This is a genomic window from Sulfitobacter sp. PM12, assembly GCF_045586035.1.
In the GTDB taxonomy this organism is placed as follows: domain Bacteria; phylum Pseudomonadota; class Alphaproteobacteria; order Rhodobacterales; family Rhodobacteraceae; genus Sulfitobacter; species Sulfitobacter pontiacus.
This window is the reverse complement of sequence record NZ_CP151529.1, coordinates 1,252,496-1,278,525: the sequence shown is the minus strand read 5'-3', so window position 1 is coordinate 1,278,525 and position 26,030 is coordinate 1,252,496. Positions and strand designations below refer to the sequence as shown.

24 protein-coding genes are annotated in these 26,030 nt (G+C 62.1%); 7 read left to right on the top strand and 17 right to left on the bottom strand.

Features of this window, described 5'->3' with window-relative positions:
- Nucleotides 1-7: 7 nt before the first annotated feature.
- Together cbiB and AADW22_RS06080 are read right to left on the bottom strand one after the other, a co-directional pair.
- On the bottom strand, nt 8-949 hold the full coding sequence (gene cbiB / locus AADW22_RS06085) for an adenosylcobinamide-phosphate synthase CbiB (RefSeq protein WP_407474470.1): 942 nt from the start codon (nt 947-949) through the stop codon (nt 8-10).
- Nucleotides 946-1,827 carry a hypothetical protein gene (locus AADW22_RS06080; protein ID WP_407474469.1) on the bottom strand — a complete coding sequence of 294 codons (882 nt, stop codon included), beginning with the start codon at nt 1,825-1,827 and terminating at the stop codon, nt 946-948. Before AADW22_RS06080 ends, cbiB begins: the two co-directional genes overlap by 4 nt.
- Before the next feature lie 267 nt (nt 1,828-2,094).
- On the opposite strand from AADW22_RS06080, the gene AADW22_RS06075 reads away from it, so the two are divergent.
- A complete protein-coding gene (locus AADW22_RS06075) occupies nt 2,095-7,920 on the top strand; it encodes a GEVED domain-containing protein (RefSeq protein ID WP_407474468.1) in 5,826 nt (1,941 codons plus the stop codon).
- A 138-nt stretch (nt 7,921-8,058) separates the two neighbouring features.
- On the opposite strand, the gene AADW22_RS06070 is transcribed toward AADW22_RS06075, so the two are convergent.
- The 3 genes from AADW22_RS06070 to AADW22_RS06060 form a co-directional block, all read right to left on the bottom strand.
- Nucleotides 8,059-8,817 (bottom strand): glutaredoxin family protein, encoded by a 759-nt coding sequence (locus AADW22_RS06070; RefSeq protein ID WP_260005106.1) that lies wholly within the window; start codon nt 8,815-8,817, stop codon nt 8,059-8,061.
- Between the two features lie 7 nt (nt 8,818-8,824).
- Nucleotides 8,825-9,301, bottom strand: coding sequence for a DUF305 domain-containing protein (locus AADW22_RS06065; RefSeq protein WP_009826428.1), 477 nt, complete (start codon nt 9,299-9,301; stop codon nt 8,825-8,827).
- Nucleotides 9,302-9,444: 143 nt separating this feature from the next.
- A complete protein-coding gene (locus AADW22_RS06060; RefSeq protein ID WP_074635437.1) occupies nt 9,445-9,942 on the bottom strand; it encodes a lactoylglutathione lyase family protein in 498 nt (165 codons plus the stop codon).
- Between the two features lie 93 nt (nt 9,943-10,035).
- On the opposite strand from AADW22_RS06060, the gene AADW22_RS06055 reads away from it, so the two are divergent.
- Entirely contained in the window at nt 10,036-10,920 is an 885-nt protein-coding gene (locus AADW22_RS06055) for a LysR family transcriptional regulator (protein WP_407474467.1), read from the top strand.
- A 20-nt stretch (nt 10,921-10,940) separates the two neighbouring features.
- On the opposite strand, the gene AADW22_RS06050 is transcribed toward AADW22_RS06055, so the two are convergent.
- The 11 genes from AADW22_RS06050 to AADW22_RS06000 form a co-directional block, all read right to left on the bottom strand.
- Nucleotides 10,941-11,348: a universal stress protein gene (locus AADW22_RS06050; RefSeq protein ID WP_037963283.1), complete on the bottom strand. Its 408-nt coding sequence runs from the start codon at nt 11,346-11,348 to the stop codon at nt 10,941-10,943.
- Nucleotides 11,349-11,435: 87 nt separating this feature from the next.
- Nucleotides 11,436-12,188 (bottom strand): transcriptional regulator FnrL, encoded by a 753-nt coding sequence (gene fnrL, locus AADW22_RS06045; RefSeq protein WP_005852166.1) that lies wholly within the window; start codon nt 12,186-12,188, stop codon nt 11,436-11,438.
- A gap of 48 nt (nt 12,189-12,236) precedes the next feature.
- A complete protein-coding gene (gene kynU, locus AADW22_RS06040; RefSeq protein WP_407474580.1) occupies nt 12,237-13,412 on the bottom strand; it encodes a kynureninase in 1,176 nt (391 codons plus the stop codon).
- An 11-nt stretch (nt 13,413-13,423) separates the two neighbouring features.
- A complete protein-coding gene (locus tag AADW22_RS06035; protein WP_407474466.1) occupies nt 13,424-14,254 on the bottom strand; it encodes a tryptophan 2,3-dioxygenase in 831 nt (276 codons plus the stop codon).
- Nucleotides 14,251-15,021: a GntR family transcriptional regulator gene (locus AADW22_RS06030; RefSeq protein ID WP_407474465.1), complete on the bottom strand. Its 771-nt coding sequence runs from the start codon at nt 15,019-15,021 to the stop codon at nt 14,251-14,253. The genes AADW22_RS06035 and AADW22_RS06030 overlap by 4 nt, the downstream gene beginning before the upstream one ends.
- Nucleotides 15,022-15,128: 107 nt before the next feature.
- Nucleotides 15,129-16,088 (bottom strand): 2-hydroxyacid dehydrogenase, encoded by a 960-nt coding sequence (locus AADW22_RS06025; RefSeq protein ID WP_407474464.1) that lies wholly within the window; start codon nt 16,086-16,088, stop codon nt 15,129-15,131.
- A 3-nt stretch (nt 16,089-16,091) separates the two neighbouring features.
- Complete coding sequence (locus AADW22_RS06020) at nt 16,092-16,253, bottom strand: hypothetical protein (protein WP_184582721.1); 162 nt, start codon at nt 16,251-16,253, stop codon at nt 16,092-16,094.
- Between the two features lie 12 nt (nt 16,254-16,265).
- Nucleotides 16,266-17,612 carry an amidase gene (locus AADW22_RS06015; RefSeq protein WP_407474579.1) on the bottom strand — a complete coding sequence of 449 codons (1,347 nt, stop codon included), beginning with the start codon at nt 17,610-17,612 and terminating at the stop codon, nt 16,266-16,268.
- A gap of 4 nt (nt 17,613-17,616) precedes the next feature.
- Entirely contained in the window at nt 17,617-19,035 is a 1,419-nt protein-coding gene (locus AADW22_RS06010) for a TRAP transporter large permease subunit (protein ID WP_005852158.1), read from the bottom strand.
- Complete coding sequence (locus AADW22_RS06005; protein ID WP_005852157.1) at nt 19,032-19,616, bottom strand: TRAP transporter small permease subunit; 585 nt, start codon at nt 19,614-19,616, stop codon at nt 19,032-19,034. Before AADW22_RS06005 ends, AADW22_RS06010 begins: the two co-directional genes overlap by 4 nt.
- Before the next feature lie 73 nt (nt 19,617-19,689).
- Nucleotides 19,690-20,820 carry a TRAP transporter substrate-binding protein gene (locus tag AADW22_RS06000; RefSeq protein WP_037963297.1) on the bottom strand — a complete coding sequence of 377 codons (1,131 nt, stop codon included), beginning with the start codon at nt 20,818-20,820 and terminating at the stop codon, nt 19,690-19,692.
- 192 nt (nt 20,821-21,012) lie between these two features.
- Here AADW22_RS06000 and AADW22_RS05995 point away from each other — a divergent pair, with 192 nt between their 5' ends.
- The 4 genes from AADW22_RS05995 to AADW22_RS05980 all read left to right on the top strand — a co-directional run bounded on the left by AADW22_RS05995 (nt 21,013) and on the right by AADW22_RS05980 (nt 23,743).
- Nucleotides 21,013-21,699 (top strand): ZinT family metal-binding protein, encoded by a 687-nt coding sequence (locus tag AADW22_RS05995; protein WP_407474463.1) that lies wholly within the window; start codon nt 21,013-21,015, stop codon nt 21,697-21,699.
- Between the two features lie 65 nt (nt 21,700-21,764).
- A complete protein-coding gene (locus tag AADW22_RS05990) occupies nt 21,765-22,070 on the top strand; it encodes a DUF6525 family protein (protein WP_407474462.1) in 306 nt (101 codons plus the stop codon).
- A gap of 110 nt (nt 22,071-22,180) precedes the next feature.
- Nucleotides 22,181-23,131: a class II glutamine amidotransferase gene (locus AADW22_RS05985; RefSeq protein WP_407474461.1), complete on the top strand. Its 951-nt coding sequence runs from the start codon at nt 22,181-22,183 to the stop codon at nt 23,129-23,131.
- Between the two features lie 3 nt (nt 23,132-23,134).
- Nucleotides 23,135-23,743, top strand: a complete 609-nt coding sequence (locus AADW22_RS05980) for a poly-gamma-glutamate hydrolase family protein (RefSeq protein WP_407474460.1) — start codon at nt 23,135-23,137, stop codon at nt 23,741-23,743.
- On the opposite strand, the gene AADW22_RS05975 is transcribed toward AADW22_RS05980, so the two are convergent.
- Nucleotides 23,727-24,803: an alpha/beta hydrolase gene (locus tag AADW22_RS05975; RefSeq protein WP_407474459.1), complete on the bottom strand. Its 1,077-nt coding sequence runs from the start codon at nt 24,801-24,803 to the stop codon at nt 23,727-23,729. The two genes, AADW22_RS05980 and AADW22_RS05975, sit on opposite strands and share 17 nt — an antisense overlap.
- A 205-nt stretch (nt 24,804-25,008) precedes the next feature.
- Between AADW22_RS05975 and AADW22_RS05970 the strand changes: the two genes are divergently transcribed.
- Nucleotides 25,009-25,959, top strand: coding sequence for an asparaginase (locus AADW22_RS05970; RefSeq protein WP_407474458.1), 951 nt, complete (start codon nt 25,009-25,011; stop codon nt 25,957-25,959).
- Nucleotides 25,960-26,030 lie beyond the last annotated feature (71 nt).

Sequence of the window (26,030 nt, the reverse complement as noted above, 5' to 3'; positions counted from 1 at the left end):
GCCCCTGTCAGATCAGCGCCACCAGCGCCAACACGACTGCTAATACGAACATGGCGCGAAGGTAAAGCGTCAGCGCCCGTCGCAGGGTGGTTGCATCGGCCTCGGTCCCTTCGGCATTGAGCCAGGGTTCATCCGCGATCTCTTCGCCGTACACACGCGGGCCGGACAGGCGCACGTTCAGCGCACCGGCCATCGCCCCTTCGGGCCAACCGGCGTTGGGGGACCGGTGGTGGCGCGCATCGCGCAGCATCACGGCGGCGGCGCGGCGTGGCTGGCCCGACACGATCACGAACAGCAGCCCCGTTGCCCGCGCCGGGATCAGATTGACCAGATCGTCGAGCCGCGCAGCCACCATCCCGTAGTGCCGGTAGCGCGCGGACCGGTGCCCGATCATCGAATCCATCGTGTTGATCGCCTTATAGGCCACCAGCCCCGGCAGCCCCAGCAGCACGCCCCAAAACACCGGAGCCACCACCCCGTCCGAGGCATTCTCGGCCAGGCTTTCGATAGAAGCACGGGCAATCGCGGCAGCGTCCAGCTGATCAGGATCGCGCCCGATGATCATCGATACGGCAAAACGTGCCTCTGCAATGTCGCCCTGTATCAAAGGCGTCGCCACGGCCTGGACGTGGTCGAACAGCGACCGCGGTGCCAGAAAGGGCCACGCCAGCAGCCCGCCGACAACGTAGCCCGCCCAGCCAGACGGCAGCAACGCGGCAACCACAATCGCAGGCAAGACGGCAAGCGCAAGCACGAGGCAGACCCCGACACCGCCCAACAGGCGCAACCGTGCGGGCGATGTATTGGCGCCATTCAACCGCGTCTCGATCGTGCGAATGGCGTGGCCGATCCAAGACACCGGATGGCCGATTTTCGCATAAAGCGGTGCAGGCCAGGACAAAGCCGCCTCGATCACAAACCCCAGCAGGATGCCCGCCGCGCCGATCATGCGTCCCCTCCGGTTGTGAACCGCATCGCACCGGTCAGCCCGTGGTCAGCCAACAGCTGTTCAGCATCATCGGGGGCGGTGCCCGGCGCAAAGATGAACGCGCGCGCGGACCCTGTGTGTGCGCGCGCATAGCCCAAAGCACCGAGCCGCTGCGCCAGTATCGTGCTCGGGTCGTCCAGAGGGCCGCGCAACGCGGTGGTGCGGTCTGCGCTGATGCGCGCCAACCGCGCCACCTGAGGCAAATCACCCTGCGCCACGGCGCTTTCCCAGGCTGGCAACAGGTCGGCAATATCCGCAAAACCGCTATCCGCCGCATCGGTCCGGATCGGCTCGCCAAAGTAGCCGCCGATGATGTCAGCCCGTGGCGGCGCGCCCAGCGCGCCTTTACTTTGTGCCAACCGCGAGGCCCAGATCACGCGGTCCGGATGCGGTAACATTAACGGATCGGTGGCCCCTTCCACCGCCAGGCACAGCGACGGCAAACGGTCCTCGGCAATACCCGCAGCCCGCGCCAAAGCCACCAGCGCCGCCGTGGATGCACCTGCCCCGACCCCGACAGGAAGGTTACCAGACAAGGTAAAACTGCCCGCATCTTGCCCTGCGGCCTCTAGCAGGTGTCGCAGCTGTGCGAGGCTCACCGCTGCGGGTTCACCCTGCGTCAGGTCCAATGCCCCCCCGCGGGTAAACCGCGCCCGCACCCCATGTGCACGGCACAGCATCGTGACCAGAACCACAGGGCCCTCCGGCCCCAACCGCCCCTGCACCCATTCACCGAAGTGACCGAAAACAGGTGGAGTTTCTGCAGACACCCCTGATATGTCGAAAATTGTCTGCAAAATACTGGCTTTCGTGCGGCGCGAGAGAATTGGTGCCGACATATTCACCATCCGCGGGCAAACGGCAACAGAGCAAGAGCCTATGGATTAAAGGCTTTTCCGCATCGCGCCGCCTACCGATTCTGGGTGGGACGCTCTCGAAAGTATAGGGCGCTATTCTGGAAGGCAGGGGGATTGTACCTGCGCATTGTCGCTCGCGTTAACCTTGTATGAGAACTTTAGACATATCCCGGGGGGCAGGAAAGACGGCGAGGTCGTCTCCGGCCAATGTACAAGGTGTTTGGGACACCGCAACAAGAGGTCCGTCTGATGTCGATTTCAAAGTTAACCTTTACAACACTGAATTGTGCTGCCGCTTTGGCGGCTTTGGTCGTTACAGGCTCCGGCAAAGCTGATGCCGGCGAGTTCGAACTTGATTGGGGCACATACGACTGGCCCGGCGGCAATCTTGGCCCGCTGACACGCACCTTGCGGGACCAATACGGGTTCGAGGTTGACCTGACCTTTGAACATACAGGCAACTACACCGCCTTCAGTGGGGAAGGGACACCCAACGATTCTGCTATCTTTGGGGGCAATGTGGAATCGCTCGTGGTCATTTCCAACGCGCCGCGAAACCGCGGGCGTATCGGGGATGCGCGGACAACGTCCTCCATCTCCTCCAGTTCGGGCGGGGTCGCCTTTCCGATCGACAATCTACAGGTCGACATTTTGGATATTGACGCCAGCGATAGCAACGCCGGGTCTGACCGATGCGATCTTGTGACCGCCTTTGGCGATAACGGCAATCCGACGCTGGCACCGGTTAGCGCGGCACCCGCACTTCTGGTCGGCCCCGGTCCCGGGTCTGGCTTCACCGGCACCATCGGCGCGAACCAGGCCCAATGTATCTATGTCGAAGGGTTCGGGGCCTCGCCCACATCGAACAACGATGACACCGGCACCGTGCGCGCGACCTTCCCCGACAGCACCTCGACGGTCACCTTCTGGTATGATGAATCTATTGCCGACGTGCGCAATTATAACCAGTTCACCAATTATGACCCCGCCCCGCGGGGTATCGGGATGTTCGGTGCGGCAACGTTCAACGTGGATCAAAGCATTTCACTGACACGTACCGCCAGCCCCAGCACAGGGACGCAGGGTGAGACTGTGACCTATACTTACACGGTCACAAACACCGGCGCGCTGCCATTCAACACCGGGCAGGACATTGTGATCGACGACGATCTGCTGGGGCCTGTGCTCTGCCCCGCGATCACCACGCCTGTCGCCCCGGGTGGAACGGTCGTCTGTCAGGAGGACTACACCATTCAGGCGGCCGATGTGCTGACAGGGTCCGTGGACAGCAACGCGGTTGCGGGCATTGGCCGTATCGGCCAGCCTTTTGTTTCACGGTTGCAGTCGAATTCTGAATCCCTGTCCATCGTCAGCAGCGTGCTGTCAGGCGAGACCGGTTCGCAAAGCTGCACGCCTCAGTCCGTCTTCCGCCAGCCATCGACCCAGTTGGCAGGGTCCGGCAGCCGGACGAATGTAACCCCGTCAGACATCTTCCTGTTCGACGACGTGACAACCGATATAAACGGCAACCCGATCGATGTCGTCATGCAGGTCACCAGCATCAATAATGCGACCGCGCTTGAGCTGGACACCTCGCTTGAGGCGCGCATGACGCCAGAGGACGACGCATACATCACCTACCGTCTGCGACTGGTCCAGGATGGCACGGCCACGGCGGCCAACCCGCAAGGTCTGGCCATTGACCAAAGCCGCATCAACGGGGTCATTGTACAGCAAACGGATGTCGACAGTCGCGGCGAGGGCGATGACTCTTCGGATGTGGTGGGCTCGCTCACCAACCCGACGGTGACCTCTTTCTTCAACACCGCGCCCTTATCCTCCTTTCCCGCCGGACCGAACGCGATCGCGATGGATCCTGCAAAGGTGGGCGACCCGTTTGATTGGGAAGACGAGCCGAATGAATCGAGCTTTGACAACTACGCCACCTATGAATTCAACACCTTCGTAGAAGCTGAATTTATCCACGGCTACACAGGGTCATCCGACCGTCGCGCGACGCGGGGGTCCGGCATCCAGCTTTGCGCAATCTCGAACACCTCGCCCGATATTGTGGCGCAAGACGACGACTACACCGCGTCGCCCGTGAACACCTTGCTGGGCGGCACCGCAGGCGAAGTCATGTCGAATGACACAATCAACGGCCTGCCCGCCGCCTTCCCGACCGCGACGCTGACTGTACTGACCGAAGCCGTGCCGCAGAACACGGGCGATCCTGTGCCGGTTCTGGAAACAGCCGGTGCCGAAGCCGGTCGCGTTATTGTGCCCGCGGGCGTTCCCGCTGGCGTCTACACCATCGAATACCAGCTCTGCGATGCGCTGGACCCCGCTGATTGTGACCGCGCGTTGGTTACGGTGGCGGTCTTTGCCGGGCTGGGTGTGGATTTTGGCGATGCACCGCTTAGCTACCTCACACCGACCCACGGCGTTGATGCCTCTCCGGGTGTGTATCTGGGCCTTATCGAGCCGGATATCGAGCTGGTTGCACAATCGGATGCCACGGCAACGGCGGATGACCTGATCGGCACCGACGACGAAGACGGGATCACCTTCCCCGTCCTGACCCAAGGCACGATCAGCACGCTCGACGTGACCGTAACAGGCAATGGTAACCTGCAGGCCTGGATCGATTTCAACGGCGACGGTCTGTTCGAAGAGACACTCGGCGAGCGTATCGCGCTTGACCTCAAGGATGACGGCACGCAATTCGACAATGTCGCGGGCGATGGCGTGATCCAGATCGACGTTACCGTGCCGTCGGATGCGACCACATCGACCACCTACGCGCGCTTCCGCTACGGCTCCGAGACAGGGTTAAGCACATCGGATTTTGCCGTGGATGGCGAGGTAGAGGATTATTCGCTGGTCATTGCGGCTGCCGATCTGTCCGACCGCGGCGATGCGCCCGCGACCTATGGCGATCCGCGTCACATCGTGGTCCAGGACATCTATCTGGGTGCCGGCGAACCCGACACCGAACAGACCCCTCAGCATAGCCCCGATTCCGATGCAGATGACCTGTCGGGCTTTGACGACGAGGATTCCATCGCCGTCTTTCCCATCCTGGAGGCCGGCACAACCGTGCCCCTGACCATCGTGACCCATGAAACCCTGAGCGCTCAACTCGCCTTGGGCATTCCGGTAACCGCGGGGATCACGAACCTGCAGCTTTGGGTCGATTTTGACCAAAGCGGCACCTTCGATCCCTCAGAACACATCGCGGTCGACTACCGTGATGGGGGCGCGGGCGATACAGATGGGGTGTTCAACAACCAGATCACCCTGAACATCCCTGTCCCTGCGAATATCAGCAGCGGCTTTACCCATGCACGTATCCGCTGGTCGACCTCCAGCGCCGTCGCGGCGGACCCTTTTGTTGGTCTGAATTTCGATGGCGAGGTCGAGGACTACAAAGTGATCCTCTCGGCCGGGGCGGTGCCCTTTACCTGCGATGGCTCGCTCTACCGTGTGACGCAGGCGGATACGCAGCTGCAGCGACTTAGCTTCGCGGAAAGCGCTGGCGTGTACAGCATCACCGCGACCGACATCGGTGCCCCTGCGGGCGTGCAGTATGACGGCGGCTGGGGCTACAATGCGCTCGACGGGTTGTTCTACGGGGTGCGCAGTGCAACGCGCGAGCTGATCCGCCTGGACTCCACCGGCAACTACGAGGTCGTCTCGACCCTCCCCGCGTCGGCGGCGGTGGGCTCCACCGCGGGCGACATCCTGCCCAACGGGGTGATGGTCTATCGTGTGAACGGGGCCAACGCGTTGCAACTGCTGGATCTTTCCGATCCGTCCGCGCCCGTTGATCTGGGCTTGATCACGCTGTCGGCTGCGGTTGAACCGTCGGACATCGCCTATAATCCGAACGACGGCATGTTGTACGGTGTCAACGAGGCCTCTGACCGTCTGTTCTATATCGACCCTGCGGATGGTACGTCGGGCACCCGCGCGCCGGTTGAATTCGGCCCGACCGCCTGGACAGGTTCCTATGGCGCGGTGTGGTTCGATTTCTACGGCCGCATGTACATCAACCAGAACGTCACAAACGAGGTCTATGAGGCCGATGTGGGGCTTCAGGGCTCCGGCTCGGGCGGGGGGCAGTTGATCAATACGGTGCCTGTCGGCGAGGGTGGCCTGAACGACGGTGCCGCCTGCCCGTCGCGCTTTGGCCCGCTGCCGCCCGAAGGTGACCTGTCCGGCGTCGTCTACCGCGACACCAACTATTCGGACAGCTACCAGCCCGGTGAAACCGTGCTCAGCGCCGTGACCGTGTCCCTGTACGACGACAATGGCACAGCCGACACCGCGGATGACACGTTCCTGACCAGCGTAGAGACAGCCAGCAACGGCACTTATCTCTTCTCTGACCTGTCTGCCACAGCGACCTACCGCGTAGAGGTCGACGCAGCCGATCCCGACATGCCCCCCGGGCTTGTGGCCGGTACCGTGAACCCGCAGACGGGCGTATCAATCACCGCCGGCAGCGTGCGCACCCTTGATTTCGGGTTTGTGAACGGCGGGGCGACGGCGGACCTGTCCCTGACCAAGGGGGTGTTCGACACCAGCGGCCAGACGGTGACCCAAGCGGGCCCGGGCACAGAGCTTGATTTCGTGCTCACCGTGACAAACGACGGCCCTGACGGCACCACCGGTGTGCGGGTCCGTGACCTGATCCCCGACGGGTTCACCTTTGTCTCTGCCACACCGGCGGATGGCACCGATACCTATGACGCCAACACCGGTACATGGGACGTCGGCGAGGTGGCCAATGGCGCGAGCGAAACCCTGACCGTGCGGGTCACGATGAACGCCACAGGCGAGCATACCAACGTGGCCGAGATCATCGCCTCTGACCTGCCGGATCCCGATAGCGATCCGCTGGTGGGCCCGCTGACGGACGATCTGGGCGACGGGGTTGCCGATGACGACGAAGCCGCCGTGAGCGTGAGTTTTGCCGGGTCCGGCCCAAGCTTGTCTGGTAAGGTCTTTGTCGACAATGGTGCAGGTTCCGACACGGCCTATGACGCGCTGCAAGGGGCCTCGGAAGCCGACACCGGTGCTGCCGAAGTCCGGATCACCGATAGCAGCGGCACGTTGATCGGGTCGCCGCAGGTTGCCAGCGACGGCAGCTGGAGCCTGACCCTGCCCGAAGGCTTTGCCGATGACGTCACCATCACCGTGGTCCCGGACAACGGCTTGCTCACCGTGTCCGAAAACCCCGGTGCCCTGCCCGGCCTGGTCAACCCGGCCAGCGGCGATGGCACCTTTACCTTCACGCCTGCGGCAGGGACATCCTATCCAGATCTGGATGTCGGCCTGATCGAGGACGCCCGGCTGAGCGAAAGCCAGCAAAGCGCGATCCGTCCGGCACAGGTGGTGACCCTGCGGCATGAATATCTTGCCGATGCAGAAGGCTCTGTGGTGTTTGACACTGATATCCAGTCGATCACCGCGCCGGGGCTCTTTTCCGTCGCACTTTTCGAGGATGCCGCCTGCGACGGGACGGCCACCAGCCCCATCACCACCGCCCTGCCCGTGACCCCTGACACGCGTATCTGTCTGGTGGCTCGTGTCGCCGCCTCGGGTGCGGCGGCACCGGGATCGACCATCACCTTTGATGTGGTCGCCGACACGACCTATGGCGCGACCGGCGCGACCGAGCAGGACCGAAACACCGATCTGGTGCGGGTAGAATCCTCCGAAGGGGTACTGAAACTGCGCAAGACGGTCCGCAATGTGACCCAAGGCACGCCCGAAGGCGTCAGCAACGGTGCCGCTGCGGGGGATGTGCTTGAATATCGCATCTTCCTCGACAACCCTGGCGAACTGCCCGCGACCAACATCGTGATCCACGACCGCACGCCGCCCTACACAGAACTGGCATCCGCCATTCCAAGCCCCGTCTCCATCGGCGGCGATGTGGTCTGCACGATGACCACGCCCGGGGCGGATACGGCGGGCTATGCGGGGGCGCTGCAATGGGACTGCACCGGATCACATGAACCGGGTGCAACGGGGTCTGTGTCCTTTGAGGTGCGGATCGCCCCCTAAGGCGGCGCTTATGGTCAGGCACGGAAGGGGGTGTTTCCCGCGCCCCAAACGAACAAAAATCCCCCCGTACCGCGGATGCGGCGCGGGGGGACTTGCAATAGGAATAGGCTTCAATTCCGCTGAGCAGGTGCCAGAATATCACCCGAAGAGCCGTACAAGCATCCAAAGCCCCATGCCCAGCATCATCACGTTCTCGGTCAGGGACACAAAGCCAAGCGGCACATTGCTACTGCCGCCCACGCAGGCGCATTTCAGCTCGCGTTTGTCGATATAGACCGCCTTGATCACCGAGATCGCCCCGATACCGCCGATCACGATCGCGATCGGTGCTGCCAGCCACAGGAGCGCCCCTGCGGTCATGGCGATGCCTGCAAAGGCCTCTCCGAACGGGTAGATCTTGCCGTAGGGCACCCAGCGTTTTGCCAGCAGGTCATAATTCAGGAACATGGTCGAGAAACTCTCGATGTCCTGCAATTTCTGCACGGCGAGGAAACACATGGAGATCGAGATAAACCACTGGAACGCCTGCACGGTAAAGATGCTTTCGAAGGCAAACCACGACAGGCCAAGCGCCATTAGAAAGGCGACCGAAAAGATGGCGATCACCGGCTGGTACGACGTGTCAGATTGCTGATCCTTGGGTTTGTCCAAGCCAAAATAGACCCGCAGATCGTCATAGCCGCCGATCCGTTCCCCGCCGATAAAGCTCTGCGGCGTCGTTTCGACATCATGCTCCGCCTTGAACGCGTCTGTCTCTTCGCGCGTTGTCAGGTGGTGATCCTCGACCTCGAAGCCCTGACGCTCCAGCAGGTCTTTGGATTTCAGACCGTAGGGACAGGTGTGGTCGGGCATCACCATACGGTAGAGTTTTGCCGGTTGTGTCTGCTGTTGCGTCATTGTGTCCTCACTTCCCGTCGATTTCCGGTGTTGCGGCTGGCCCGCCTTCAAGATCCGCGATCAAGGCCTTCATCTCGTCGATCTCAAGCCGTTGCGCTTCGATGATATCATCCGCCAGCTTGCGCACCCGCGGGTCCGAGATATTGGCACGCTCGCTCGTCAGGATCGCAATGGAGTGGTGCGGGATCATCGCACGCATCCACGCCGTATCATCGACCGTGGACTGGCTGCGCACCAGAAACAGCGACACCGCAAAAACCAGCGCGCTGCCCGCAAAAATCGCGATATTCACGCCACGGTTGCTGTACATCCCCAGCATGAACGCCAGCATGATGACCGCCATCACCGCGCCCATATACAGCGCCATATAGCTGCGGGTTTCGCTAAAGAACACGTGATCGATTGCGTAGGTGTTCAGATACATTAAGCCGAACATCACCACGGTAGAGGTGATGATCATTGCAAAGAAGCGCCAGTATGACATGAGAAAACCTTTCGTGATGTTGCTATGACAACAAAACCGCCTTCCGGCGCAGGAGGGTTCCCGCCGACCTGCATTATTTGACATATCTTGCGCTGATGACTGCGGGCGAAAGCCCTGCATTCGCCCGCAGAACAGACTTGAGTTTAGCTATAGGCACCGGCGGAATAGGTCAGCTCGTAGCTGTGGCTGTACAGCTCGAACACGATGCCAAAGGGGTCTTCGACATAGACCATGCGATAGGGTTTATCGTCGGGGAAGTATTCGCGCACCGGCATCCGCTGCTTGCCCCCTGCCGCGACAATCTTGGCCAGCAGGTCTTCGAGGTTGGGATCCTGAATGGCGAAATGGAACGTGCCGTGCTGGCGGAAATTCAGCGGGTCTGCGGGCGCGTGGTTGCCGTCAAATTCAAACAGTTCGATCCCGATACGGTCTGCCGTGGCAAGATGCGCGATACGCAGGCGGCCCCAGCCTTCGCCAAAGACATCGGTACACATCTGCCCGATATCGCTGCCGTCTTCGACAACCTCTGTCGGTTGCATGATGACGTAAAACCCCAGCACGTCGGCGTAGAATTTTACCGCTTGGTCCAGATCCGGCACGGAAAGCCCGATATGAGAGAAACTGCGTGGTGTCGGTGTCATGGTCAATCCTTTGTTCTGTGATACCCCGTGATTTAGGTGGACCGCGTGCAAACATAAAATTATCATATGGAATTAAATTGATAACTTTATGGAATGATCCGCGTGCTAAACGCCTCATGGCTCGAAACCTTCACCACCCTATGTGACATCGGGCATTTCACCCGCACCGCAGACCGGCTGGCCATGACCCAGCCCGGGGTGTCGCAGCATATCCGCAAGCTGGAACAACAGGTCGGCCAGCCGTTGATCCTGCGCGAGGGAAAGTCCTTTACCCTCACCCCCGCCGGAGAAGAGCTGCTGTCGATCGGACGTGCCCGCCGAACAGAGGAGCGCGCCTTGCGCGAAAGGATGCAGCGCGATGATCCTTTGTCAGGCACGGTCAGGATAGGGTGTTCTGGCAGCTTTGCATTACGGCTGTATCCGTATCTGATCGCGCGGATGCAGGAGGCCCCGAAGCTGGAAATGCACCTCAGCGCCGCGCCGCAGGCGCGTATTCTGGCGGATATACTGGCGGGGACGCTTGATCTGGGCGTGGTGACCGCGGTGCCCGATATGCCCCGCGTTCAGGCCACGCCCCTGTCGCAAGAGGAACTTTGCCTCGTGCTGCCCGCCACCTTTAACGCGGCGGATCTGACCCTGCAGAGGCTTGATGACTTGGGGTTCATCGCGCATCCCGATGGCAACGCCTATGCCGATGATCTTCTCGGGCGCAACTTTGATGACTACCGCGGGGCAGAGCATTTGCGGCTGCGCAGTTTTATCAACCAGATCGGGCAAATCCCCCTGCCCGTGGCCCAAGGACTGGGCTATACCATCCTGCCGCGATCAGGGGTGGAGGGGTTTGCGCACCGCGACGCGCTGGCGGTGCATACCCTGCCCCAACGACGGTTTCACGACCTATGGCTGATCGCACGTAAAGACCGCGCCGCATTCGCCCGTGTCGCTGCCACCGCTGACGGCATACTTGGACTGCAATAGCGCGTTGGCGGTGCCCCGACCTATCTGACCACATGCACCGCGCATTTGGCGTGACGCACCACATATTGCGCGACCGACCCCAGCAGGATGTCAGACAACGCGGGCTGATGCGACGCGATCACGATACAGTCGGTCCCGTTTTCCTCGGCCCAACGTGTCGCCCGTGGCCCGGCGCGACCGTCCGCAATCGCTGTCGCGGCCCCCGGCACGCTTAGCGCCAGCGCATCCAGCCGCGCCTGTACCGCCTCGCGCGTGGAGGTCACGATGTCGGTGGGAATGTATTCGGCGACATAGACCGGCACCGCCTCTATCACATGCAGCAGGGTCAATCTGGCGTCCGGTGCCGCCAGCGCCTGCGCCGCATCAAAAGCGGTCTGGGTGATCTCGGGGGTCTCGAAAACAACGGGGATCAGGATATTCTTATACATGCTGCACTCTCCTATGAAGGTGCAGACAGGGAACGCCTTGGGGTGCCCTGCGTCGTTGATACAGATCAAATCAAAGGGAATATTTCCCTAGTCGCAATCATCGCCCGAGGCCGCATGCAGCGCGTCCACATCGGCCACGCGGAAACGGCGACGGTCGACAAAGCTCAGGATACCCTCTTTCTTCATCGCGCCAAGCTGGCGGCTGACCGTTTCAAGCGTGAGCCCCAGATAGTTGGCGATCTCGTACCGTGTGAGAGGCAAGACCAGCTCTTGCCCAGGGGTATCCGCATTGGCCAATTGCTGCCGCCGCGCCAGCATTTCAATGAAGGTCGCGATCTTTTCGCGCGCGGTTTTGCGGCCCAGCAACAGCATCCAGTCACGCGCCGCGTCCAGTTCATCGAGGGCCATCTCCATCAACCGTTGGGCGATATGCGGCGTGGTTTCGATCAGCGCCTCGAAGGGTTTGCGCTGGAAGCAGCACAGCGTCACATCGGTAACGGCGACCACGTCGAAGTCGATCGCCGCGCGGCCCGGACGGCCGATGAAATCCGACGGGAAAAGCAGCCCGACCATCTGGGTGCGCCCGTCTTCCATCGTTTTGCCAAGGCTCGCGACGCCCGACACGACCGACGCGACATAGGTCAGCCCGTCGCCCCGCCAAAGCATCGGATCACCCGCCTTGAACGACCGATAGGTCTTGATCTGCTCCAGCATCAGCAGTTCATCATCATCGCACCGCGCACAAACGGCGCGGTGGCGGATCGGGCATTCACTGCATTTCGGGCGCGACTGAAGATCAAGCATGGCGCGATCATAGCGTTCATTCGCGCGGACCACCATCACCAAGACGCACCGCCACCGCGCTGCGTCCCGATGTCGCTTGGCCCTTCAGGTCACGTCGCGCTTCTGGTGATACTCGGGCCGGTCCCAACTGCGGGTCGCAAGGATGTCGGCAAGGATGTCGACCGCGCCGCGCACGTCACCTTCGTCGATGTACAAAGGCGTGAAGCCAAAGCGCATGATGTCAGGCGCGCGGAAATCACCGATCACGTCCCGTGCGATCAACGCCTGCATCACCGCATACCCGTTCTTTGACGCGAAAGACACCTGACTGCCCCGTTGGTCTGCATCCCGTGGGCTGGCCAGCACAAGCTCGGGGCATTTTTCTTCAACCAGCGCGATGAACAGCTCACCGAGCGCGACAGACCTCTCGCGCAGCTCGGCCATATCCACCTCGTCCCAAAGCCCAAGCGCATGCTCCAGCGCGGTCATCTGGATCACGGGGGGCGTGCCGACGCGCATGCGCTCGATACCCGCAGCGGGGCGGTATCCGGTCTCGAAGGCGAAGGGCGCATCATGCCCCAGCCACCCGGCCAAAGCGGGCTGGATGTCCGCGACGATATCGGGGCGCGCATAGATGAACGCAGGGGCCCCCGGCCCGCCGTTGAGGTATTTATAGGTGCAGCCGACGGCGAATTCCGCGTCGCAGGCGGCCACATCGACGGCCACCGCGCCTGCGCTATGGGCCAGATCCCACAGCATCACTGCCCCTGCCCCATGGGCCGCCGCAGTCACCTGCGCCATGTCATGCATGCGGCCCGTGCGGTAGTCGACTTGGGTGATCATCGCGACAGCCACGTCATCTGTCATGGCGCTGGCGACTTCCTCGGGGGCGACGATGCGCAGCTCGTAGCCTTGCCCCAACTGCTGGATCAGCCCCTCGGCCATATACAGGTCCGACGGGAAGTTGCCGCTGTCCGACAGGATCACCCGCCGGTCGGGGCGCATCTTGAGAGCGGCAGACAGGGCCTGAAACACTTTGACCGACAGCGTGTCGCCCATGGTGACCGCCCCCTCGGCCGCGCCGATCAGGCGGGCAATGCGGTTGCCGACCCGTGCGGGCTGCGCCATCCAGCCGTCAAGGTTCCAGCCCTTGATCAGATGCGCGCCCCATTGCGCCTGCACCACATCCTGCACCTTTTCGGCCGTCCCCACAGGCAGCGGCCCAAGCGAGTTTCCATCAAGGTAGATCATGCCCTCGGGCAGGGAAAAGCGGTCTTTCATCGGCAATCGGGTCACAGGGCACCTCGTACGTTCCAGAGTTCGGGGAAAAGTTCGACCTCGAGCATCCGGCGCAGGTATTTCACCCCCGACGTGCCGCCCGTGCCGCGTTTGAAGCCGATGATGCGTTCTACCGTGGTCACATGGTTGAAACGCCAGCGGCGGAAATAATCTTCGAGATCGACGAGCTTTTCGGCCAGCTCATACAGCTGCCAATGGGCGCGCGGGTCTTGGTAGACGCGCACCCATGCCTGCATCACCGCATCATCCGCCGCATGAGGCGTGTCCATCGCATAGGCCTGCGGGGCAAAGCTTTGCCCCGTTGCCTCTGCCAGCAGATCAAGCGCCACGTGGTACAACGATTTTGTACCCAGTTCCTGCGTCAGCATCTGGTGCAGTTCGGGGCGATGTTCATGCACTTTCATCATCGCGCGGTTGCGGTTGCCGAGGATGAATTCGATCAGCCGGTATTGATGCGACTGAAACCCCGAGGACGCGCCAAGGTCGTCGCGGAAATCGCTGTATTCACTGGGGGTCATGGTGCGCAGCACATCCCACGCGCTGTTGAGCTGTTCAAAAATGCGCGCCACACGGGTCAGCATCTTCATCGCCGGCGCAAAATCGCCCGCCGCGAGATGGGTGCGCGCCGACGACAGCTCGTGCAGGCACAGGCGCATCCATAGCTCTGAGGTCTGATGCTGGATGATGAACAGCATCTCGTCATGGGCGTCGGATTTGCAATTCTGCGCCCCGAGGATCGGGTCGAGCGATAGGTAATCGGTATAGGACATATCCTTGGCAAAGGACATTTGCGCCCCTTCGTCAGCGGGGTTGTAGCCGGTCATACGGGGGTCTCCGATTGGGGGCCGAGGGTTCTTGCAAAGGGCGAATGGGCCGGCATCAGCGTCGAAAGCTCCTCGAAGGCGGCGATGCTCAGGCCGGTGTGATGGCGAAAGGCCGCAAGCGCCGCCGCCGGATCATGATCAAGCGCTGCCTGATAGAGCGCGCGATGCGGCTCTAGCGCCATACCGGCAGAGAATACCTCTGCCGCTTTGGCCGCCAGCGGGGGCGCGCTTTGGGTCAGATCGCGCAGGCCTGCCTGAATAAAACGGTGGTAGCGCCCCAACTGGTCCTGCAACTGCCCCGCAAACCGCGCCATCCAATCAGAGCGCGCCCCCGCCACCAATGCCTGATGAAAGGCCAGATGCCGCCGCGTCCATTGGGCCAGCGCCTCGTCATTATGGATCACCGAAGGCACGGGCGTTTGCGACAGGTGGTGATAGGCGCCGATCACCCCTGCCTCCCACGTGTCATCGGCGTGGCTGACGGAATGGGCCAGCATCGCGCCTTCGATGGCATCGCGGCTGCGTTCCAGATCCAGAAGATCGGCACGGGTCAGCGGGATGACGCAAAAGCCCTTGTTATGCTCGGGCACGACAAGCTTTTCAGCCGCCAGCCGGTTCAGACATTCGCGCAGCGGCGTCAGACCGATGGCATAGCGTTCCGACAGGGCCGGTAGGCGCAGCGCCATGCCCGGTGGCAGATCCAGCGACAGGATATCATGGCGAAGCCGGTCGAATAGAATGTCCGATTTCGATTGCCGAAGTGTCATGATGCGCCCCTTTCGAAACACACCATGACAAATAAATACGATCATGTAAATCGTATACGATTTCTTTCAGCGTAGGTCCGCATTGATTTCTTCGGACCGTTCCTAGACTAGAGCGCGTTCGGCGGGGACTCTCCACGGAAGAACGCGTCAAGGTTATCCAGTGCCTTGAACCCCATCGCATCGCGGGTCTGCACCGTGGCGCTGCCCACATGGGGCATCATCATCACGTTGTCATAGGACGCGAAGGCCGAATTGCCCCCCGGTTCGGTGACAAAGCAATCCAGCCCCGCCGCCCCGATATGCCCCGCATCCAGAGCGTCGACCAAAGCAGCCTCGTCGATCAGATTGCCGCGGGCCGTGTTGACCAGCACGGCCCCTTTGGGCAGTTGCGCCAAACGGTCGGCGTTCATCAGCCCGACCGTATCGGGCGTCGCGGGGCAATGAAGCGACAGGAAGTCGGACACGGCCAGCAGGCTTTCCAGTGTCTCGTGATAGATCGCGCCCGCTTCATCCTCGGGCGAAAGACGGCTGCGGTTGTGATAGTGGATCTCCATATCAAAGCCGCGCGCCTTGCGGGCAAAGGCACGGCCCACACCGCCCATCCCCACGATCCCCAGCCGCGCACCGGTCAGCTGTTTGCCCACCAGAAAGGCCGGCGACCAGAAATCCCATGTGCCGGACCGCACAGTCCGGTCCCCCGCGACCGCATTGCGCGCAGCCCCCAGCATCAGCATCATCGCCAGCTCTGCCGTGGCATCCGACAGCACATCGGGCGTGTTGGTGACGACGATCCCCTTGCCCCGCAGCGCGTCCAGATCGCAATGATCCACCCCGACCGAATGGTTCGCGACGATTTTCAGCCGCGGGTCGAGCTGCGCCACGACATCGGCGCTGAAATGTTCGGAGTGGCACGGGATGATCCCGTCGACGGATGCGCTCATCTTGATGATATCCTCGGCGCTGCCGGGGGTGTCGGCGGCATCCCAGATCACCTCGTAGTCGCGGCGGGCGCGTTCCAGCGTGGCATTCGACAGGGTGCGGGTGATCCAGATCACGGGCTTGGACATCGGCTAGTCTTTCTTGTTGCGACTGGAGGTGAACAGATCAAAGGCGATGAACGCCAGCGTGATCGCCACGATGATCACCAGATCGGGGCTGGGCACCTTTACGGCCAGGATCAGCAGAAAGGCGGTGATGGTCGCAAAGGCCACAAGTGCGAGAAGTCGGTTCATATCAGATATCCTTTATGCAGAGGCACCGGCGGCCCAGTCGGTCAGCCATTGTGCCGTGCGCAGCAACCGCGCGTCATTGTGGCGTGCGCCGACCAGCTGGACGCCCATGGGCAGCCCTTCGGTCGAGGTGAAAAGCGGCAGGTTGATGCAGGGCGTGCCGCAGAAGGTCCACAGCCCGTTGAACACCGGATCGCCCGTGGTTTCCAACCCTTTGGGGGCCGGACCGGGGGCCGAGGGGCACAGGATCACATCGCAGCGGGTGAACATCTCGTCCAGCGCGGCGTTCAGCACCTTGGGCATGTCGCGGGCCGACAGGTAATCGCGGGCAGGCACGGCGTTGCCTTGCTCTATCGCGTCGCGGGTGATCGGCCCCAGCGTGTCCGCGCCCCGGTGCCAATAGGGGTAGTAGTGATAGGACATCTCGGCCAGATTGATCAGCTTGCGCTGGTCTGCTGCCGTGTCGAACACCGCTGGCAACGGAAGCTCGAACGCCTGATCGCCAAGCGCGTCCAGCAGCTCGGCAAAGGCGTCATGCAGTTGCGGCTCCGCATGCTCCCATCCCGGCGGGCGGATGAAGCCGAACACGGGCGGCAGCGGCGGGGCCGAAGTCGCCGCCGCATGTAAGGCGGGTGCGGCGCAAAGCGTGGTCGCGCTGTCTTCGTCATCCTGCCCGAAAAGCACCTCGGCCAGCAGCGCGGCCCCTGCGGGGTCGCTGGCAAAGACCCCGATCGTATCAAGCGAGGGCGATTGCGTCAGCACCCCCCGCCGCGGGATCGCGCCGAAGGTGGGTTTATATCCGGTCACCCCGCAGAAGGACGCCGGGCGGATCACCGACCCGCCGGTCTGGGTGCCGATGGCAAGCGGGACCATCCCGTCCGCCACCGCCGCGGCAGAGCCTTGCGACGATCCGCCGGGCGTATGCGCCAGATTATGCGGGTTCGCGGTCTTGCCGGGCTGCATGAAGGCAAGCTCGGTCGTGACCGTCTTACCCATCAGGATCGCCCCTTCCTTGCGCAGCCTCTCTACCACAAAAGCGTCGCGCAGGGGCACGCGCCCCGCATCCTGCGCGCAGCCGTTTTCCGTGGGAATGCGTTGGGTGTCGATCACGTCCTTCAGCGCGACCGGCAACCCGTGAAGCCGCCCCAAGGGACGCCCTGCCCGGCGATGCGCATCCAGCGTGCGGGCCTGTGCGCGCGCGAATTCGGGATCGAACCACGCCCATGCACCGACCTGCGGCTCGCGCGCCTCGATCCGCTTGATATAGCTGTCGACCAGCGCCAGCGCATCCAGCGCACCGGACGCCAGCCTGTCACGCAGTAGTGTCACGCTGGGGGTGCCGTCCACCCCGTGACCCGTCATCCGATTACCGTCCATAAAACAGATCCGGCAAATAGAAGACGATCTGCGGGAAGACATACATCAGCACCATCGACAGGATCACGCAGAAGAGGAACGGCATGACCCCCTTGAAGATCTGCGTCAGCAGGAGCGACGGCGGCGCGATGCCTTTGAGGTAATAGGCCGACATCGCCATCGGCGGGGTCAAGAAACTGGTCTGCAGGTTCAGCGCCACGAGGATGCCAAAGAACAGCGGATCAATCTCGAACACCGCGAGCAGCGGCAGGAAGATCGGCACGAAGATGATGATGATCTCGGACCATTCCAGCGGCCAGCCCAGCAGGAAGATAATGAGCTGCGCCATGATCAGGAACTGGATCGGCGACAGGTTCATGGATTGCACGAACTCCGAGATCACATGCTCCCCCCCGAGGTAGGAGAACACGGCAGAGAAGGTGTAGGAGCCGACGAACAGCCAGCAGACCATCGCCGTTGTGCGCACAGTGAGATAGACGCTTTCACGCAAACGCTGCCATGTCATCGCGCGGTAGATGAAGGCGAGGAAGATACCGCCCAATGCACCGATGGACGCCGCCTCTGTCGGGGTGGCGAGACCGAAAAGGATCGACCCGAGCACCGCAAAGATCAGGAAAGCCAGTGGCACGAAAGAGGTGATGATCATCATCACCAGCTTGCCCATCGGCATGTCCGGCACCTCATCCGCCGTGGGCTTTGGTGCCGACGATGGCTGCAGCAAAGACCGCCCGATGATATAGACCAGATACAGCCCCACCAGCGTCAGCCCCGGCAGCAGTGCCGCCGCATAAAGGCGCACGATCGACACATTGGTCGCCGCCGCATAGACGATCAGCATGATCGACGGCGGGATCAGGATGCCCAGGGTGCCGCCCGCACAGATGATGCCCGCCGCAAAGGACGGGTCATAGCGCGCTTTCAACATCGCCGGCAGCGCCAGCAGGCCCATCAAGGTCACAACCGCGCCCACGATCCCTGTCGCCGTGGCAAACAGCGCGCAGGTGATCAGCGCCGCCACCCCCATCGATCCGGGGACATTCTTGGACGCGATGTTCAGCGTGGTGAACAAACGGTCAACGATGTTGGAGCGTTCGACGATATAGCCCATGAACAGGAACAAGGGCACAGCCGTCAGCACCTCGTTCGACATCACGGTAAAGGTCTGGTTCACGAAGAGGTCAAATATTCGGTTGTTATAGAACCCCTCTATCCAACTTGACCATTGTTCCCATTGTCCGGCGGTTTCATCCAGCCGGTCAAAACCGCGCCACATGCGGCGCGCATCGAAATAGGCGTAGTAGCCAAAGCCGATGCCCATGGCCATCAGGGTAAAGGCGATCGGGAAGCCCAGAAAAACAAAGATGATGAACAGCCCAAGCATCATCAGGGCAATTTGCGGATCGGTCATGTGATATGGTCTTTCTCGGCCATGTTGGCCTTCTGGATCAAAAGGTCTTCGGTCTCGAAAACGTCTTCGTCCGCTTCAAGCCAGTAATTGTCCCGGATCGCGATAATGCAGCGGCATACCTGCGCGATCCCCTGGATAAACAGCAATATGCCCGCCGCCACGATCACCGCTTTGAACTGGTAGATCGGCACACCCGCGGGGCTGTTGACGGAGACCTCTCCGTATTGCCAGGACCGCGCGGCGTATTTCCAGCCGGACAGGATCAGGGCCAGCACACCGGGGAAAAAGAAGACGATATACAGCACGATATCGATTTTGCCCTGGGTCTTGGGTTGCAGCAGCCGGTACAGGAAATCGCCCCGCACATGCCCGCCACGCGACAGCGTATAGGCCCCGCCCATCATGAACAGCGTGCCGTACATGATAAAGGAAACGTCCAGCGCCCAGGCCGTCGGGCTGTTAAGCACATAGCGTACGAACACCTCGTAGCCCGTGCCGATGGACATCAGCAGGATAAGCCACGCGAATGACTTGCCAAACCATGCCGACAGGCTGTCGGCGAACCGTATAAATGAAATCATGATGTCCCCATGCCTCGTCTGAAACCCCGGCACACAAAGGTGCCGGGGTTCTGTACTTTACCTGTCAGCGGGATCAGAGCTTGATCTTGCCAGGGAAGTAATGCTCGTAGGCCAGACCGTAGTCGGGCGAGTTCATCAGCTCGTAATACGACACACGGCTGACCCACTCGCGCTGGCTGTCGAGGGTCTTTTTCATGAACGGATCGGCTTCCAGCTCGGGGATCAGTTCGTCCCATGCCTTCAGCTGTGCGTCCAGAATCTCTTTCGAGGTGCGGCGCACGGTGACCCCTGCTTCATCCTGCAAGAACTGAAGATCCGCGGAATAGCGGTTCATCGCCTTGGCTGTGTTCGCGGTAGAGGCCGCTTCGACAGCATATTTCAGGATCGCCTGCAGGTCCGGGTCCAGATCCTCAAGGAAGGTCCGCGAGAACAGGAATTCGAAGCTTTCCGACGCCTGGTGATAGGACGACAGATAGTAGTTCTTGGCCACGTCCTGCGCGCCAAAGTCCTTGTCCGACGAGGGGTTGTTGAACTCGAAAGCGTCGATCACGCCACGCTCCATCGCGGGCACGATTTCGCCGCCCGGCAGCTGAGCGACGGACATGCCGAGTTTGGCCATCAGATCGGCCGCCAGACCCACGGTGCGATATTTGAACCCTTGCAGATCCTCGACCGAATTTACCTCTTCCTTGAACCAGCCAAAGGGCTGCGCAAACATCGGGAAACCCATGTAGCCAACCACGTCGAGGCCCATGATGTCCTGTGTCAGCTCGTTATACAGCTCTTGGCCGCCGCCTTCGTAGAACCACGACAGCATGGTCGTTGCGGAGCCGCCGAAAACCGGACCTGTGCCGAACAGCGACGCGGCCTTGTTCTTGCCGTACCAATAGACAGGCACCGAATGCGCAGCATCGATCAAGCCGTCATTCACAGCGTCCAGCACCTGGAACGCCGCAACAACCGCGCCCGCAGGCAGCACATCGACCTTGACGCGTCCGCCCGACATTTCTTCGACGCGGGTGGCATAGTCGCGTGCGAAGTCCTGCCAGATATTGGCGTCATTCCATGACGTTTGCATTTTGATAACCAATGGCGCTTGCGCCAGAACCGCCGGAGCCGCCAGCATGCTGCCAGCCGCAGCCCCGCCAGCGACCGCCGATTTGGTCAAAAACGAACGTCGATTAATAGTATTATTAGTCTTCATTTTGTTCTCCTCCCAGAGCGACTGCGCGGCCCTTTTTCAAGTTCCCTACCGGCAATCGTGTCCCGACCTTACTGCCTTGACTGATTTAATCAAGAATTCTGATCATTGCTCTCCGCGTGGCTTGCCTGTAGGAAAATAGTTACGTTATAACATAACGAATCACTTCTCTACCGATCCTGAATGGAGCCCATGATGACCCGCATCCACACCGCATTTCTTTCCGCTCTGGCCGCGACCTCTCTTGCCGCCACAGCCCTGCCCGCCCTTGCGGATCACGCCAAGGACAAGGCGCATGACCACGAAGCCCACGACCATGATCATGACCACAAACACGACCACGGCGATGACGCCATCTACAAAGGCTATTTCGACGATGCGCAGATCAAACCGCGCCCGCTGGCCGATTGGGAGGGCGACTGGCAGTCCGTCTACCCGCTGTTGCAAAGCGGTGATCTGGACGCGGTGATGGCGCATAAGGCGGCCAAGGGTGACAAAACCGCCGAGGAATACAAAGCCTATTACACCACCGGCTATGCCACCGATGTCGACCGGATCGTATTCTCGGGCGATACCGCAACCTTCTACACGGGCGAGACATCGGTGCAGGGGCGGTATGAAAGCGACGGCTTCGAGGTGTTGACCTATGAAAAGGGTAATCGCGGTGTGCGCTATATCTTTGAAAAGATCAGCGGCGACGTCGAGGCCCCGATGTTCTTCCAGTTCAGCGACCACAAGATCGCGCCCGCCAAGGCAGATCACTATCACCTTTATTGGGGGGATGATCGCGCGGCCCTGCTGAAGGAAGTCACCAACTGGCCGACATATTACCCCGCGGCCCTCAGCCCCGCTGACATCTCTGCCGAGATGCAGGCGCACTGACATCCTGCGCCGCTGCCTGCCTTGACGGTGGCGGCGCACCCCTTGCTTCCAGCGACAAAAGTACCATGCCGAAAACCACCCTTCGCCAGCCTAACTGCCGCAGCAGCCTTGCCGCACGCCGTCGCACACAAGACCCGATGGCCGCCTATGACCGCTTGCCGCCGGAACTGCGCGGCTGGCTGGCCCAAGCGGCATTGCCTTGGTCCGCACGCTCTGCCCTGCGGGCGTGGCAGCGCGCCTTGCAGCGGTTCAGTGGCGATACGGATGCCGCAAAACAGCACCTATCGCGCTGTGAGCGCAACACGCTGACCCGCGACCGTCTGCATATGTCGGACGGCCCTGCCACATGCGCAGGTGTCCGCCCCCTCTGATCCCCTGATCTGGCCTTTGACCCGCGCCGCCCTACCTGAGCTGACAGAATGATACGAGATGCCGCCGCTTGGTGGTGCCCGTGATCGACCCTTGATGTGATAGGAAAGCTATGTGCCGCGTTCTCGCCTACATCGGGCCTGAAATCCCGCTTGAAAGCCTGCTGATCAAGCCGGAAAACAGTCTGATCAACCAAAGCCTTGACCCCGAGCTGCACCCGAACCTGCAACTGGCCGGATGGGGCTTCGGATTATGGAGCGCGCATCTGCTGAAGCCCGAGGAACCGCTGCTGTATCACCGCCCCATGGCCGCGTTCCACGATGACAACGCCCCCGGCATCATCCCCAGCTTGCAGACCAGCACCATGCTCGCCCATGTCCGCGCTGCGGCCTATGATGCCCGCAACGTGCTGGCGGACGAGAACTGCCACCCGTTCTCGTTCAAGGGCACCCCGTGGATCATCGCGCAAAACGGAGCCCTGCCCCATTGGCGGCTGCTGCAACGCGAATTGCTGCCCCTGTGCAAAGACGATTTCCTGCGGCAGATGAAAGGCACGACAGACACGGAATTCTTTTACGTGCTGCTGCTGTCCCTACTAGAGGGCGATAGCGATGACGCCGTGCAGACGGCGTTCGAGAAGCTGCTTGATGCCGTATTGCAGGCGATGCGCAAGCTGGATCTGGTCGCCCTGACCAAGTTGAAGATCGCTCTGGTGTCCACCGACCGGATCATCGGCGTGAACTATGGGGCCGGCCACAAAGGCGAAACCGCACCCGAAGGCGACTGGAAAGAGCTGCGCAAAGCCGGCCCCGGCACCGATGACTACGCCCTGTCGATGCTGCTTGAACCGATGTACCTGTTGATGGGCGAGAATTTCGAGGACTACGCCGACAGCTACAAGGTCGATGCCAGCCCCGAAGGTGAAGCGACCTCGGCTATTTTCGCGTCGGAACCGCTGACCGAGGATGGGTCAGACTGGCTGCACATCCGCTTCGGAGAGATGGTGAGCCTGCGTCGCGTCGGCGGCAAGATCAGCAAGACGATCACCAAGCTGAACGTATAGACGATGGCCGACCGCTACCCCGATTTCGCCACGCTCGCCGCGGCGCATGAGCAGGACCGGGACTACCGTATCACCGTGCAGGATCGCGGCACATGCGTCGCGATCCTTGCGCCCCATGGCGGGACGATCGAACCGGAAACGGCAAGCATCGCACGGGCTGTCGCCGGGAATGATCTGTCGTTCTACTTGTTCGAGGCGCTGCGCGCCGGGGCGCATGGCGATTACCACATCACCTCGCATCGGTTTGATGAGCCTCGGGCGCTGGCACTGGTGGCTGGGGCGGACACGTCGATTGCCATTCACGGGCGCAAGGATGATGGCTCCGACACGGTTTGGCTGGGCGGGCGTGACGAAATCCTGCGGCACGCTGTGGGCGACGCATTGCGCGCGGCGGGGTTCGCGTCCGCGCTGAATACGGCCCTGCCCGGCGTACACCCCAGCAACATCTGCAACCGCACCCGCAGCGGCGCGGGCGTGCAGTTGGAGCTGCCCCGATCCCTGCGCCGCAACTTGGCAGAGGATGGCGCGATGATGGCGCGCTTTAGCACAGCGCTTCGGGCGGCCATTTCAGCGGCGGGCCTGGACGGCGACGCGGCTACCCGCCCAGCTTGATGCTCACCGGTCCGACCGACAGGGATTGCGGGGCCAGCGCATCGGCGTCTCGCAACCCCTTTATCAGCGCAATGGCAGAGGCCGAGGTGCCCGGCAGGAAGTGATTGCTGCCCGTGTCGGCGATGCCCGTCATATCCACCACGAAGACGCCAAGCCCTTCAAGCTGGTCCAGATCCTCTACCGATCCCAGACGCGCAGCCCCCCCTGACAAGCCCGACGACAGGCGCAGCAGCCGGTCGTTCTGCGCAATCGCCACGGTAAAGGGCTGCGGCAAATGGCCAAGCGCATGGGCCTGCGCGCGGAACAGATCCATATCGATATCGGGCGAGATCAGCGTCGTCGCAGACAAACGATCCAGCAGGGCGCGGTCTCCGCTCAGCGCGATCTGGCGCAACGTCTCCATGATCAGTAGCCCGCCCATCGAATGCCCCACCAGCGACACGCGCAGCCCGTCCTCGCGCAGCAGGCGCCGCAGCAAAGTCGCCAGCGCATCGCGGGCGATCAGCACGCTGTCGCGGTCATAGGTATATTCGAAGGGGTTCGCCGCTGACGACCACGAAAAGTGGATCTGCGGCCCCTTGAGTTCATAGTCCCACGCCACCTGCGCATGACGGTACGCGGCTTTGGCAAAGCCGTTGTTATAGCCATGCACAAAGACCACCGCCTCTTGCCCCGGTGTCGACGCGGCGCGGGCGGCAGTGACCAGCGCCTCTAGATCCGGCAAGGTCTCTGCCCCGGTGAGGGCGAAATGGCGTGCGGGGTCGGCCCGCGATCCGCGGCTGCGTTCGATCTGCCCGACCGCGTGGTTCGGCGGGATCGAGATGGCAAGCCGGGCGAAATCCAGCGTTTTTGCCCGCCCCGCCCCATAGGCGATCGGCGCAGGATCGGCGGTGCGTGTGGTCGCGACGAGCAGCTGTTGCACGCCCGCGCCCACATCCGCCCCTGCACCTGCGCCGGCGTGGTCCGGATCAACGACAGAGAACCCGCCCTGCCCGCCGCATCCGGCGACGGCACCCGCACTGGCAAGGGCGATAAAATGGCGGCGGGTCGGTGTGCGCATCAGGGGGCCTTCCGGTCGTGTCGGGCGTATATACGCGCCGCCGCACCCTGCCCGTCAAGCCGGATGTCACGTCATGGCGGCTTTGGCCCAATGCGCCGACGATCAGCAGGCTTGACAGCGACAGGCGCTTCTGGTCCGCCTGCGGCAGTTTTCGCAGGGCTCCGGACGGGGCATATTGGGCGGCAATCAACACAAAGGGCGCAGCATGGCGACACTCTTGATCCACACGGGCGGCACGATTGGCATGGCCCAGACCCCCGACGGTTTCGCCCCTCGCGACGGGGTGGTCGAAGATGCGGTCGCAGCGCTGGTGGCCAGCGGCAAGATCGCCGGAGAGGTCGAGGTGCTGCGCCTTGATCCGCTGATCGATTCCGCCCTTGCCACGGCGCAGGATTGGGCGCGCATCGCGCAGACCATCCATCAGCATCGGGGCCGCTTTGACGGCTTCGTCGTGACCCACGGGACGGATACGCTGGCCTATACCGCCGCCGCCCTGTGCCTCGCGCTGCCCGGTCTGGCGCAGCCTGTGATCGTGACCGGCGCGATGCGACCGCTGACTGTGGCTGACACGGACGGCACGGCCAATCTGATCGATGCGCTTGCCGCAGCGCGTACGGCACCGGCGGGGATCTGGGTGCAATTCGGCGGCAAACGGCTGCATGGCGGGCGGGTGCGCAAGGCCCATTCGCAGGCGCTGGACGCCTTTACCGCCGCGCCAACCGACAGGGCACCGCGTGTCACCGCACCCGACCCGCAGCTCAGCCCCCTGCGCCCCCACGAGATTGCCCTTCTGACCGTCACCCCCGGTTTCAGCGCCGCCCTGCTGGATCATGCGGCGACCACCTGCGGCGGGATCGTTCTGCGCTGCTTTGGCGCGGGCACGGTCCCCGACAGCCCCGCCCTACGTGCCGCCTTGCGCAAAGCGCAAGGCAAGGGCGTTCCCGTGGTGGCCGTCAGCCAATGCGCCGAGGGCGGCATGCAGATCGGCACCTATGCCGCGGGTAAGGCGCTGCGCGATAGCGGGGTGGTCGACGGCGGCCAGATGACAGCCGAGGCGGCCTTCGTCAAAATCCACCTCGCGCTGAGCTGCTTTGCGCAGTTTGACGCGCAACACGCCTATCTGGCTGCGGATCAATGCGGAGAAATGGCCGATTAACGCGCGAAGAGCCAACCCGCGAAAGTTGAATTGCGAAATAACCTGTATAAGGATCAACGCACTAGACGTCG